Source organism: Streptomyces sp. NPDC048606 (assembly GCF_040650855.1).
Lineage (GTDB): Bacteria > Actinomycetota > Actinomycetes > Streptomycetales > Streptomycetaceae > Streptomyces.
The window spans coordinates 1-11,879 of sequence record NZ_JBEZIB010000022.1 but is presented as its reverse complement, the minus strand read 5'-3'; the positions used below and the strand labels follow the sequence as shown (position 1 = coordinate 11,879).

Here is an 11,879-nt window from a genome sequence, read left to right as displayed (position 1 = left end):
CGACCGCGCGGCGTCCACCGCTCCGTGCGGGCCCCGACGCGACGCCGGGGCCGTGGGACCCGTGTGCGACTGGGGTCACCGGGCGGACCGACCGGCCGCCGCGCGCGGGGGACGGGCCGCGGACGCGTCGGCCGCCTGGGTGCAGAAGACGCAGAAGCAGTTGAAGTCCCGCGGCGGGCCGGACCGGCGGGCCGCGACCACGTCCGGCAGCGGCGTCAGGGACAGGGCCGGGGCGAAGGCGCCGGCGAGGGGTTCGGGGTACGTGCTGTTCATGGTGTCCCTCCTCGGGGGAGTGGGTGGGTTGCTCGGCCGAAGGGCCGTACTCCAGGACAGCAGGCGGGGCCGCGAGGCCCTGTCATGCGGTCGGACGACCCTGGTGGACGAGCGCGGGCGCCGTCCGCACGATGTCGGCGCCCACCAGCCGTTCCAGCAGGTCCAGGGCGTCGGCCTCGGGCAGGTCCGCGGCGCGGGCGGCCTCGCGGCCCGTGCGGGTGCCGTCGCAGCGAGCCAGCAGGAGCCCGGTGCCGGCCCCGATCCGGTACGCCCGCAGCGGCGCGTCCCACGCCCGCTGGAGCAGGACGGTCACCTCCTCGCGGGGGAGACGGCCCGGCGCCCCGGGGTCGGTCACGTCGTGCCCGTACGTCGCCACCCGCACCGCAGCGGACAGCACCAGCGCGGGCTCCGCCGGCCACGGGAACGGCGCGGACGGCCGGGCGAAGGGTCCCGGGCGGCAGGCTTCCGCGGCCACGGCGTCGTTCAGCAACAGGTACTGGTCGAGCTCGAACCGGCCGAAGTCGGCGACGGCGGGCGGCAGTCCGGCGAAGGCCAGCAGACGCCCGCAGGCCCGGACGATCCCCATCGGGTCGTCGGGGTCCTCGGCGAGGGTCGTCGTCGTCAGGAACGCGTCGAGCACCCCGGGGTGGTGCTCGGTCAGCTCGGTCACCGTACGGGGGATGCCGACCGAGAGGTGGATCCGGCGCTTCGCGCCGCTCTCCTCGGCCATGAACGCGTAGCTGTCCCCGTCGACGCCGGCCAACACCGCCAGCTCCGCGTCGGACAGCCCGAACCGGGCCTGGACCTCGCCGGGACGCGCGCGCAGCACCGGCACCAGCGTCCCGGGGGAGGCGATGACGGAGGCGAAGGCCTCGCGCAGGCCCATCACCGCACCCCCGCCCGCGCGGGCCGCACGCCGTCCAGGACGCGCCGGGCGTGGTCGAGTTCGGCCTGGAGCTCGCCGAAGTCCTCGGGGAAGTTCTGGTCGCGCTCCAGCAGCGTGGCGCGCACCGGCGCACGGTCCACCAGCTCCTCCAACAGCTCCCAGACCGCGGGCGGCACCGGCTCGCTGTGCGTGTCCAGGTCCATGCGGTCGTCCTCCCCGCCGGTACCGCCCGCCAGGTGCACCTGCACGACGCGCTCCACCGGGATCGTGTCGAGGAACTCGTGCGCCGAGTAGCCGTGGTTGCGCGCGTTGATGTCCAGGTTCGTCAGGTCCAGCAGCAGCCCGCACTCGCAGTGCTCCATCACCTCGGCGATGAACTGCGCCTCCGACAGCGGCGACAGCAGGTCGATGTAGTACGTGACGTTCTCCAGGATCAGGGGCCGGCCCACCGCCGCCTGCACGCGCCGCGCGCGCCGCCCCACCTCACGGGCGATCTCCCGGGTCCGGGGCAGCGGGGTCAGGGTGCCGAGGGCGACGCCCGCGGCCCGCGTGAAGCACAGGTGGTCGCTGAACCAGGGCGCGTCGATCTCGTCGACGAGCCGGGCCAGCGCGTCCAGATAACGCGGCGAGGGCTCGCGCGGAGCCCCGATCGACAACTCCAGTCCGTGCGGCACGATCCGGAAGCGGCGGCGCAGGCGGTGCAGCACGTCACGGACGTCGGGCGGCGCGAACAGGTAGTGCTCGGTGATCACTTCGAGCCAGTCGACGCGGCTCGCCGGGGAGGTGATCGCGTCCTTGATCTCGGTGCGGTAGCCGATCCCCGAACCGAGGTACGGCAGGCCGGTCACCGGCACGGCGGTGGCGGCGGTCGCGGTGACCGGGACGGAACCCGAGGGTGCGGTGGTCATGGAGGGGTCCTCTCACGCTGCGGGCCGGTGCTCGTACGGCCTCCTGCGGCCACCGTAGGGAAGGGGCCGGTGCGCCCTCGTCCTGCGGTCGGTCCATCGGGGGGACGACGCGCGAACGTCGGCACGCCGCCTTCCGCCTCCCGGCCACCCCGCCGGCCTCCCGGCTCCCTTCGGTCCCGCACCCCTCCCGCCTCGTCTCCCGCGGCCCTCGTCCCGCGGATCGGCCGGTCGGAGGACACCGGCGAGGGTCCGCGCGGGGTCCAGTGGAGGGGTGGTGCGGCCCCCCGCACCACCCGGCCCGGAGTCCCGGACGACGCATGCCCCCGTCCGGGCCCGTGCCGGCGACGATCGACGCAGGAGAGGGACGCACCCATGAGCAAGCACCACGAGCCCGCGCACACGACCGCCCAGGCCGCGGCGGAACGCGAATGGACCGCCCTGACCGAACTCGGCGGCCACGGCACGCACCGCGAGGGCGGCTGGTTCCGCCTCCGCGTGTGCCGAGCCCTGACGAACACGCCCCCCACCTCCGCCCGGGCCGCGGAACGGACCCGCGAACAGCGCATCGACCTCGCCCTCGCGACGGCCTCCATCGGCCGCTGAGCCGCCCCTCCCCATGGACACCACGACAGGCTCCGGCCAGGCCCCCCGCACCACGGCCGACCCCGCCGCCGGGCGCGGCCCCGAGCCCGAGCCCGAGCACGTGCCCGAGCACGTGCCCGTGCTCGTGGTCGGCGGAAGTCTGAGCGGCCTGTCGGCCGCCGTGCTGCTCGCCCACCACGGGGTGCGCTGCCTGGTGGTGGAACGCCGCTCCGGCATCGGCACCCATCCCCGCTCGCGGGTCCTCACCGCCCGCTCGGGCGAGGTGCTCCGCGCCCTCGGCCTGGAGCCCGCCGTCGACGCCGTGAGCCGCCGCCCGAGCGGCTGGTTCGGGGCGCGGGCCCTCACCGACGACGCGTACACCCTGCTCGGCCCGCCCGGCGACCCCACCCTGACCGTCAGTCCCGCCGGCAGTCGGCTCTGCGACCAGAACCGCCTCGAACCGATCCTGCTGGCCGAGGCCCGTCACCGGGGCGCACGGATCCTCTTCGGCCACGAACTCGACGGCTTCGAGCAGGACCCGTACGGAGTCACGACCCGGATCCTCGACCGCGCCACCGGCCGCACCCGCACCGTCCGCTGCGCCTACCTCCTGGCCGCCGACGGCACGCGCAGCCCCGTACGGGAGGCCCTCGGCATCGCGCTGCACGGCCGACGCGGCGAACCGCGCTTCCTCAGCACCGTGTTCGCCGCCGACCTCGACCCCGCGCTGCGCGGGCGCCGCCCCACCGCCGTCGTGTTCCCGGGCAGCGAGGTCCTCTTCGCCCGAGGCGTGCCGCGGGCACCGTTGTGGGAGCACGGCATCCCCGACGCCCCGGTCGGCGCCGGGGCGGGGGACGAGGAGCTCGGCCGCCTCGCCCGCGACCGGCTGCACCGGATCACCGGAATGCCCGACCTGGCACCCGACGTGCTCAGCGTGCTGCGCTGGGGGGCTTCCGCGGTGGTGGCCGAACGGTTCCGCGAGGGCCGCGTCATGCTGCTGGGCGACGCCGCCCACACCATGCCCGTGATCGGCGGCCTCGGCGGCAACACCGGGATCCAGGACGCCCACAACCTCGCCTGGAAACTCGCCGCCGTCCTGCGCGGCGAAGCGGACGACCCGCTCCTCGACTCCTACGACGTGGAGCGGACCCGCGTGGCCGCCCACACGCTGTGGCACGTCCTCGCGACCGCCCGCGGACTGCCGGAGGCGCTGCCCCCCGAGACCCTCCAGCTCGGCTACCTCTACCCTGACCCCGGGGGCGGCCCGGACGCCGGCCTCTGCGAGGACCCGTACCGCCCCACGGGGCGCCCCGGCAGCCGCGCCCCGCACCTGTGGCTGACCCGCGGCGACCGACGGGTGTCGGTCCTCGACCTCTTCGGGACCGGGTTCACCCTGCTCTCGGGAGCGCGCGGGGGGCCCTGGACGCCCGCCGGGGCGCGGGCGGCGGCCGGGCTCGGCGTCCGCCTGCGCGCGTACCGGATCGGCGGTCCGCGCGACGCGCTGCGCGATCCGGACGGGACCTTCCCCGACCGCTACGGCATCGGCCCCGCCGGGGCCGTGCTGGTCCGGCCCGACGGCCACGTCGCCCGGCGGTGGGTGACGGCCCCGGACGACACGCCGACCGCCTTGGAGCACGCCGTACGCGAGGCCCTGGAGCGGCCGGCGGCGCTGCCGGCGCGGCCCGCCGTCCGGAGCGCGGCCTGACGGCGCCCCACCCGACCACCCCGAGCACCCCTTCGACCCCCTCGGCGAGCAGGCCGAGGGGGTCGCGCGCACGCCCGAGGGCCGCACGGGCGGGGGGCCCGCACGGCCCTCGGGCACGGCCGGATCCGGTGACGGCGGCGCTCAGGGGCGCACCCCGGCGAGGGCGACGGGCAGGGCGCGCGGGCCGCGCAGCACCGCGTTGCGACGGTAGGGCGGCGGGTCGGCGAGCAGGCGGGGCCGCTCCAGCCGGGCCGCGAGCCGCGTCAGCGCGATCTGCGTCTCCAGCCGGGCCAGCGGAGCCCCGAAGCAACTGTGGATGCCGCTGCCCAGGCCCAGGTGCGTCAGGTCCGGCCGGTCCGGGTCGAACCGCTCCGGGTCGGTGAACCGCTCCGGGTCCCGGTTGCCGGCGGCGAGCACCAGCCAGATCGAGGCGCCCGGGGGGATGGTCGTGCCGCGCACCTCGACGGGGGCGATCGGCGTGCGCTGGGGCAGCAACTGGACGGGCGGCTCGTACCTCAGGAGTTCCTCCACCAGCGGAGCCGCGAACCCGGGGTCCTGCCGCAGCCGTTCGAGCGCCTCCGGGTGCCGCAGCAGGGTGAGCATCCCGTTCGCGATCAGGTTGACCGTGGTCTCGTGGCCGGCGACGAGGAGCAGCGCGGAGGTGGTGAGCAGCTCGATCGTGCTCATCGCCCCGTCCGGACCGTCGCCCGACGCGAGTCGGGAGAGCATGTCCTCGCGGGGATGGCGCCGACGCTCCTCGATGAGGTCGGCGAGGTAGCCGCCGAGCGCCGTCCGGGCGTCGTGGGAGGCGCGCAGCCGTTCGGTCGGGTCGGGCGCGTCCGGGTCGGGGTCGAGGCTCGCCGCGACGGCCTCGGCCCACGTGTGGAAGCGGGGTTCGTCCTCGCGGGGCACGCCCAACAGCCGACAGATCACGGTGACGGGGAAGGGGTAGGCGAACGTACCGACCAGGTCGACCTCGTCCGTGTCGGCCCCGGATCCGATGTGGTCGATCAGCTCGTCGACGACGGCGGTGAGTTCGGCGCGCATGTCGTGGACCTTGTGCGGGGTGTGCGGCGGGCCGAAGGGGCGGTTGGTCATCCGGCGCAGCCGGTCGTGCTCGGGCGGATCGAGGCGCAGGAAGCCGGGCGGGAGCATGCCGGAGCCGTCGCCGTTCGCGCCGCCGGCCGTGTCGCCGCCCCCGCCGGCCTCGACCGCCTCGATCAACGGATCGCCGGGATCCGTCGACAGGTTGCGGGAGTCGGAGCTGATGCGGGGATCGTGCAGCAGCTGTTCGATGTCCCGGAACCCGCTGACGACGTACGGGCCGCCGGCCTCGTGCCACACCGGGGTGCGGCGCAGCTCGGCGTAGAGCGGGTACGGGTCGGGGCGGCTGGAGTGGTCGAGGATGCGGTGCAGCAGGCTCTGCTCCTGGCTCATGGCGGTGCCTTTCCGGGCTTCGTGGGAGGGGGAGGGGGAGGGGAAGGCGCCGGGACCGGCCGTGCGGGCGCACGGGCGGCCCCGGACGGGGGAGGGGCGGGCGGCTTTCTCCATGGTGGGAACGGCGCCGCCCGCGCCCTGTCCTCCGGACGGTCCGTACCGCGACGACAGCCGACGGCGGGCGGGACCCCGGGAAGGGGTTCCGCCCGCCGGCGCGTGGGGTACGCGGTCCGCGTGTCAGACGGCGCCCACCGCCACGGCGTCGCGGCCCGCCACCGCGGCGGCGGCCCGCGGCACGGGGTGGATCAGCCGGTCCAGGCCGGCCGCCAGCGCACCGCCCACCAGCGGGGCCACGAGGAACAGCCACAGTTGCGACAGGGCCGCACCGCCCGCGAACACCGCCGGACCCAGGCTGCGCGCGGGGTTCACCCCGCAGCCGGTCAGCGGCAGGCCGACCAGCACGAGCGCGGCGAGGGTGAGGCCGATCGCCGCGCCGCCCGCGCCCGGAGCGGAGTTCCGCCGGGTGACGCCCAGCACGACGAGGACCAGCAGCATGGTCAGCACGGCCTCCGCGAGGAAGGCGCCGACCCCGTCGATGCCGACCGCCGAGCGGGCTCCCCAGCCGTTGGAGCCGAAGGCGCCGTGCACGTCGAAGCCGGGGATGGCGCGGACCAGCGCGTAGAGCACGCCCGCGCCGACGACGCCGCCCGCGCACTGCGCGACGGCGTACCGGACGGCGGTGCGCGGCCCGATCCGACCGGCCAGCAGCAGCCCGAAGGTCACCGCGGGGTTGAGGTGCGCCCCGGAGACCGGTCCGAGCGCGTAGGCGAGGGCCAGCAGGACCAGGCCGAAGACCAGGGCGATGCCGACCGGTCCGATCAGCGGGCCGGCGACGGCGGCGGCAGCCACACCGAAGAAGACGAGCAGGGCGGTGCCGGTGAATTCGGCGGCGATGGCACGGTCGTTCATGATGACGGACTCCCGGAAGGTCGTGGAGGAGCGGGTGGGGCGTCGGCCCCTTTCCGACTGTGCGCGAGGCGCGTGCGCCGCCGCGTCGTCCGGCGGGTCCGGTCACCGAGCCGACCGTCGTCCTCCGTCCGGTCGCCCGAACGCACGACACGCGGCCGGAGCGGCCCGACCGGAGCGGCCCGACCGGCGCGCGGGTCAGGGCACCGGTCGCGGAGCGGCCCGGCGCGCCGGGGCGGGGATGCCGAGGACCCGGTCGCGCAGCACGGGCAGTTCGGCCCGTACGCGGTCCACCTCGGACGGATCGACCTCGCACGTCAGCACCTCCTCGTCCGGCCCCGCCTCGGCGAGCACCTCACCCCACGGGTCGACGACCATGCTGTGCCCGGCCTGCCGGACCCCTCCGTGCTCGCCGACGGCGACGCAGGCCAGGACGAAGCACTGCTCCTCCACGGCCCGCGTACGGACGAACAGCCGCAGGTGCGCCAGCCGCCCGGCCGGCCAGGCCGCGGGAACCACCAGGAACCTCGCGCCGGCGTCCAGCAGGGCCCGGAACAGCTCCGGGAAACGCAGGTCGTAGCAGGTGGCCAGGCCCACCGTGCCGAAACCGGTCGGCACGGTCACGATCCGCTCGCCGGCCCCCATCAGGGCCGCCTCCCCGGTGTCGAATCCGTACCGGTGGATCTTGCGGTAGTGGCCCCGGCGCACCCCACCCGGGTCGAACACCAGGGCGGTGTTGTACAGCGTGCCGTCCGGGGCGCGTTCCACGATGGTCCCCGCGTGCAGCCAGACGCGGGCGGCGCGGGCCGCCGCGGACATGGCCCGGGCGGTCGGCCCGTCCAACGGCTCGGCGTCGCGGGGCCAGCCGGCGTGGTTCCAGGCCCCGGCCGCCCACCCCTCGGGCAGGACGACCAGATCGTCCCCGGCCCGGGAGCGGACGAGGCCCGCGGCCCGGAGCCGGCGGGCCGGGGCGTCCTCGGTGTCGTCGACGCGGAGCTGGATCAGTGTGGCGCGCATGGCGTCCTCCTCTCGGGACCGCGCTCTCGCGGCGGCGCCAGCGTAGGAAGACGACCCGGCCGACGGACCACCCGGCCGGGCCGTCCACCGGCCCGCGCCGGATCCTCCGCACCCCGCCCGTTCGGAGGACGCGCCCCGGCGTGACGGACGGCCCGCAGGGACGGGAGGGACGGGCGGGACGGGCGGGACGGGCGGGACCCGAGGGTCGGCTCCTAGACTGGGACGGTGCACCACGACGGCAGCGAGGCCGCCGGACGACGCGCGGTCGGGCACTGGCCGCCGGTGGAACCCGGCGCCGCCGGTGCCGACGCGGTCGCCGCCATCTACCTCGCCTTCGACGAGCAGGCGCAACGCCTGCGCAGCATCCTGCGGCTCGGCCTGGTGGCCGTCATGGCCCTCGTCGCGTGGGCGGGCACCGCCTCCGACCAGTGGCCGCCGCAGTTCGCCCTGGTCATCGCGTACGGGCTGCTGTCTGTGGGCACCTGGTGGATGTGGCGCCACCGGCCCGGCCGGGCCCGGCGCATCCGCGAGGCGGCCCCCATGGCGATCGTGGACGTGGCCGCCGTGTGCGTCCTGCAGTTCCTGTCCGTCGGCAGCTACCTCTCGCTCGGCCTCCTGGCCTTCCTGCCGTTCTTCACCGCCACCCATCCCGGCCGCAAGGCGCTCCTGCTGTCCCTGGCCGCCATCGCCGGAGGCGGCGCCGTGCTCGCGGACCCCACGTTCAGACGACAGCTCGGCACGGGACAGGGCGCCGCCATCCTCGCCATGCTGGCCCTGCTGTGCGTCGTCGCGATCGCCGTGTCACGGGTCCAGGAACGCCGCCTCGCGAGCGTGGCCGCCCTGACGGTCAGCCGCTCCGTGCTGCTGGAGGACGTCGTCTCGGCCGAGAGCCGTGAACGCCGCGCCGTCGCCGAGTCCGTGCACGACGGGCCGCTCCAGACGGTCCTCGCGGTCCGCCAGGACCTCGGCCAGGCCCGCAAGGCCCCCGACGGCGGCCCCGCCTTCGTGGAGCGCGCCTACGACCTCCTCGCCGAGGTCGAACGGGAACTGCGCCAGGTCAGCGTCACCCTGCACCCCTCCGTCCTGGAGCAGGCGGGCCTGGCCGCGGCGGTGCGGACCCTCGCGGAGACGGCCTCGGAACGGGGCGGCGTCACCGTCGACTGCGACCTGGAGCGCTCCCGCCCCGACCCGGCCGACCCCATGCTCTTCGGGGCCGCGCGCGAACTCCTCGGCAACGTCCTGCGGCACGCCCGGGCCACCCGCGTACGCGTGGGGCTGCGCGACACCGGTACTGCGGTGATCCTGGAAGTGCAGGACGACGGGGTCGGCGTGGACCCGGACCTGCTCGCCGACCGGCTGGCCGAGGGCCACATCGGAATGGCCTCGCAACGCGCCCGGATCGAGGCCCTGGGAGGACGCATGGAGCTGCTTCCCGTGGAACGGGGCACCTGGGTGCGGGTCACCGTGCCCCTGGACCGCAGGCGGGCCCCGGAAGCGGATCCGGTCCCGGACGCGAACGGTGCCGACGGCCGGCCCCGTGACCCCGGCGGGGAGGCGACATGACGTACGGCCAGAAGGAACGGGTGCGCGTGGTGGTCGGCGACGACCACCCCGTCTACCGCGAGGGCATCGTCTCCGCGCTCAACGGCAGCGGACGCATCGAGGTCGTCGCGGCCGTCGGCGACGGCCGCACCGCGCTGGAGGCGATCCGCGAGCACGCGCCCGCCGTGGCCCTGCTCGACTACCGGATGCCGGAGCTCGACGGCCTGGAGGTGGCGCACGCCGTCGCCCGCGACGAGCTGGGGACCCGCGTGCTGCTGCTGTCGGCCACGACCGAGAGCGACGTCGTCTACCGGGCCGTGCAGGAGGGCGCGGCCGGATACCTCTCCAAGGGCGCCGACCGCGACGACATCGTCGCGGCCGTCATGGCCTGCGCCAAGGGCGAGAGCGTGCTCCCGCCCGAACTGGTCACCGGGCTCGCCTCCGAGGTCCGCTCGCGCGCCCGGTCGGAGGAACCGCTGCTCAGTGCCCGCGAACGACAGGTCCTCCAGATGATCGCCCAGGGCCTGTCGGTCCCCGACATGGCCAAGGAGCTCTACCTCGCCCCGACCACGGTCAAGACGCACCTGCGCCGACTGTACGAGAAGCTCGGCGTCTCCGACCGGGGCGCGGCCGTCGCGAAGGCGATGCGGACGCACCTGCTCGAATGACGGCGGCTCGCCCGACGGCGGCGCGACCCACGCCGGCGGTGGGCGACGCCCGGGGCGACGGACGCCCGGGGCGGGCCCGTCGTCCAGGGCATCGCTCGAACGCATGACGGGGCCCGCGCGCCCCCGCGCCTACCGTGAACGCGTCCTGCACCGCGTGACGCGAGGAGGCGCACATGTTGCCCAAGACCCCACCGCCGGCCGGGCCCCGCCCGCCCGCGCACACCGCCCCGCACACCCTGCTCCGGGTCCGCCCGGCCGCGGCGCCGGCGCGCACCCTCGCCGAGGCCGGGAGCCGCCTCCCCGGGCCCGCGGACCGGCGGCTGCGTCCGGTCGCGCCCGCCCCCGCCGGGGCCGGGACCACGACGGACCCCGCCGCACCGGGTGCCCCGGGCGGCACCGCCGAACGCCTCACGACCGGCGTACGGCCATGACCGCCACCGTGCCGGACCGGGACACCGGCTACCCGGTCCTGCTCCCCAACTCCCTCGTCGGCCGGTCACCCGCCGCCCGACTGTGCCTCGTACGCGGTCGCGGAGCGGTGGTGTGGGACAGCGCCGGCCGGGCGCTCATCGACACCCTCGCCGGCCTCGGCCAGTGCGCCGTCGGCTACGGCCGCGAGGAACTGGCCGACGCCGCCGCCGCGCAGATGCGGGAACTGATGGCCTACCCCCTGCACGCCGGACCGGTCAACGAGCCCGCACTGCTGCTCGCCCGCAGGCTCGTGGCCCTCTCACCGGCCCCCGGCAGCCAGGTCTTCTTCACCTCCTCGGGAAGCGAGGGGACCGAGACCGCCCTCAAGCTGGCCCGGCTCGCGCATTTCCACCACGGCGGAAGACACCGGCCGTACGTGCTCGCTCTCGAAGGCTCCTACCACGGAGCGACCGCCGGAGCCCTCGCCGTCACCGTCCGCGACGAGGTCCACCAGGGCCTGGGCGCTTCCTCCTCCCGCCACACCGTCCGGCTCACCCGGCCCGACCCGGCCGTGCTCGGCCCGGACGCCGTATCCCACCTGGTGGCCGAGCTGGAGGGGGTCATCCAGCGGGTCGGGGCCGAGCACATCGGCGCCTTCATCGGCGAGCCGATCATGGGGGTGGCGGGCAACGTGGTGCCGCCGGAGGGCTACTGGCCCGCCGTCCGACGGGTCCTCGACGCCCACGGCATCCTGCTCGTCGCCGACGAGGTCGCGACCGGGTACGGGCGCACCGGCGACTGGTTCGCCTCGCCCGGCCTCGGCGTCGAACCCGACATCGTGGTCACTGCCAAGGCCCTGACCAGCGGCTACGTACCCATGGGCGCGGTCCTCGTCGGCCACCGCGTCCTGGAGATGCTGGACGGCTTCCCGCTGCGGCACGGATTCACCGCGAGCGGGCACGCCACGGCCGCCGCCGTCGCCCTGGCCAACCTCGACATCATCGAACGGGAGGCACTGACCGTCCGGGCCGCCGAGACCGGCGCGCGCATCCTGTCGGCGCTGCGCCCGCTGGAGGAACTGCCCTGGGTACGGACGGTACGGGGGCGCGGTCTGATGATCGCCGTGGAACTGACCGACGACCCGGCGGTCGCCGAACGGGCCCGCGAGATCCCCGGCCGGGCCGCCGAGGCGGGCGTGCTCGTGCCCCGGGTGGCCGGCCTGCTGCGACTGACCCCGCCGCTGGTGCTCACGGACGGACAGGCGGAACGGGTCGTGGACGTCGTGAGCGCGGAGGTCCGCCGCCTGGGCGCGGCACGCGTCCCCGCCGCGGGTCCCCGTACGCCCTGCCCCTGAACCCGCGCCGCCGCCCCGCGTGTGGAGGTCCCCCGGTCCACGGACCGGGCCGCAGGGCACGTCCGGGGTGGAGTACGGGAGGTGCAGGCGGCCCTCCGCGCTCCACAGCCCGGTGCCGAGCCAGCCGACC

General features: G+C 76.2%; 12 protein-coding genes. 6 read left to right on the top strand and 6 right to left on the bottom strand.

The window, feature by feature from the left end; translation table 11 throughout:
- Positions 1-75 precede the first annotated feature (75 nt).
- From AB0D01_RS23260 to AB0D01_RS23250, 3 genes are all read right to left on the bottom strand, one after another.
- Entirely contained in the window at positions 76-273 is a 198-nt protein-coding gene (locus AB0D01_RS23260; protein ID WP_363058203.1) for a hypothetical protein, read from the bottom strand.
- Between the two features lie 82 nt (positions 274-355).
- On the bottom strand, positions 356-1,159 hold the full coding sequence (locus AB0D01_RS23255) for a hypothetical protein (RefSeq protein WP_363058201.1): 804 nt from the start codon (positions 1,157-1,159) through the stop codon (positions 356-358).
- Positions 1,159-2,067, bottom strand: coding sequence for a DUF692 domain-containing protein (locus AB0D01_RS23250; RefSeq protein WP_363058199.1), 909 nt, complete (start codon positions 2,065-2,067; stop codon positions 1,159-1,161). Before AB0D01_RS23250 ends, AB0D01_RS23255 begins: the two co-directional genes overlap by 1 nt.
- A 372-nt stretch (positions 2,068-2,439) precedes the next feature.
- Between AB0D01_RS23250 and AB0D01_RS23245 the strand changes: the two genes are divergently transcribed.
- Positions 2,440-2,670 carry a hypothetical protein gene (locus AB0D01_RS23245; RefSeq protein ID WP_363058197.1) on the top strand — a complete coding sequence of 77 codons (231 nt, stop codon included), beginning with the start codon at positions 2,440-2,442 and terminating at the stop codon, positions 2,668-2,670.
- A gap of 13 nt (positions 2,671-2,683) precedes the next feature.
- On the top strand, positions 2,684-4,354 hold the full coding sequence (locus tag AB0D01_RS23240) for an FAD-dependent monooxygenase (RefSeq protein WP_363058195.1): 1,671 nt from the start codon (positions 2,684-2,686) through the stop codon (positions 4,352-4,354).
- A gap of 141 nt (positions 4,355-4,495) precedes the next feature.
- Here AB0D01_RS23240 and AB0D01_RS23235 read toward each other — a convergent pair whose 3' ends face one another.
- The 3 genes from AB0D01_RS23235 to AB0D01_RS23225 form a co-directional block, all read right to left on the bottom strand.
- Positions 4,496-5,791, bottom strand: coding sequence for a cytochrome P450 (locus AB0D01_RS23235; RefSeq protein WP_363058193.1), 1,296 nt, complete (start codon positions 5,789-5,791; stop codon positions 4,496-4,498).
- Positions 5,792-6,028: 237 nt separating this feature from the next.
- Complete coding sequence (locus AB0D01_RS23230; RefSeq protein WP_363058191.1) at positions 6,029-6,760, bottom strand: aquaporin; 732 nt, start codon at positions 6,758-6,760, stop codon at positions 6,029-6,031.
- 195 nt (positions 6,761-6,955) lie between these two features.
- Positions 6,956-7,774 carry a nitrilase-related carbon-nitrogen hydrolase gene (locus tag AB0D01_RS23225; RefSeq protein ID WP_363058189.1) on the bottom strand — a complete coding sequence of 273 codons (819 nt, stop codon included), beginning with the start codon at positions 7,772-7,774 and terminating at the stop codon, positions 6,956-6,958.
- 225 nt (positions 7,775-7,999) lie between these two features.
- On the opposite strand from AB0D01_RS23225, the gene AB0D01_RS23220 reads away from it, so the two are divergent.
- From AB0D01_RS23220 to AB0D01_RS23205, 4 genes are all read left to right on the top strand, one after another.
- Positions 8,000-9,337, top strand: a complete 1,338-nt coding sequence (locus AB0D01_RS23220; RefSeq protein ID WP_363058187.1) for an ATP-binding protein — start codon at positions 8,000-8,002, stop codon at positions 9,335-9,337.
- Complete coding sequence (locus tag AB0D01_RS23215) at positions 9,334-9,984, top strand: response regulator transcription factor (protein ID WP_363058185.1); 651 nt, start codon at positions 9,334-9,336, stop codon at positions 9,982-9,984. Before AB0D01_RS23220 ends, AB0D01_RS23215 begins: the two co-directional genes overlap by 4 nt.
- Before the next feature lie 173 nt (positions 9,985-10,157).
- The gene (locus tag AB0D01_RS23210) at positions 10,158-10,415 is read left to right on the top strand and encodes a hypothetical protein (protein WP_363058183.1); all 258 of its coding nucleotides are present in this window, start codon (positions 10,158-10,160) and stop codon (positions 10,413-10,415) included.
- Positions 10,412-11,749 (top strand): aminotransferase class III-fold pyridoxal phosphate-dependent enzyme, encoded by a 1,338-nt coding sequence (locus AB0D01_RS23205; RefSeq protein ID WP_363058181.1) that lies wholly within the window; start codon positions 10,412-10,414, stop codon positions 11,747-11,749. Before AB0D01_RS23210 ends, AB0D01_RS23205 begins: the two co-directional genes overlap by 4 nt.
- The last annotated feature ends 130 nt before the right edge of the window (positions 11,750-11,879 follow it).

Coding starts and splice junctions, on each gene's coding strand:
- AB0D01_RS23260 (WP_363058203.1), bottom strand. CDS start 273: ATGAACAGCACGTACCCCGAACCCCTCGCCGGCGCCTTCGCCCCGGCC.
- AB0D01_RS23255 (WP_363058201.1), bottom strand. CDS start 1,159: ATGGGCCTGCGCGAGGCCTTCGCCTCCGTCATCGCCTCCCCCGGGACG.
- AB0D01_RS23250 (WP_363058199.1), bottom strand. CDS start 2,067: ATGACCACCGCACCCTCGGGTTCCGTCCCGGTCACCGCGACCGCCGCC.
- AB0D01_RS23245 (WP_363058197.1), top strand. CDS start 2,440: ATGAGCAAGCACCACGAGCCCGCGCACACGACCGCCCAGGCCGCGGCG.
- AB0D01_RS23240 (WP_363058195.1), top strand. CDS start 2,684: ATGGACACCACGACAGGCTCCGGCCAGGCCCCCCGCACCACGGCCGAC.
- AB0D01_RS23235 (WP_363058193.1), bottom strand. CDS start 5,791: ATGAGCCAGGAGCAGAGCCTGCTGCACCGCATCCTCGACCACTCCAGC.
- AB0D01_RS23230 (WP_363058191.1), bottom strand. CDS start 6,760: ATGAACGACCGTGCCATCGCCGCCGAATTCACCGGCACCGCCCTGCTC.
- AB0D01_RS23225 (WP_363058189.1), bottom strand. CDS start 7,774: ATGCGCGCCACACTGATCCAGCTCCGCGTCGACGACACCGAGGACGCC.
- AB0D01_RS23215 (WP_363058185.1), top strand. CDS start 9,334: ATGACGTACGGCCAGAAGGAACGGGTGCGCGTGGTGGTCGGCGACGAC.
- AB0D01_RS23210 (WP_363058183.1), top strand. CDS start 10,158: ATGTTGCCCAAGACCCCACCGCCGGCCGGGCCCCGCCCGCCCGCGCAC.
- AB0D01_RS23205 (WP_363058181.1), top strand. CDS start 10,412: ATGACCGCCACCGTGCCGGACCGGGACACCGGCTACCCGGTCCTGCTC.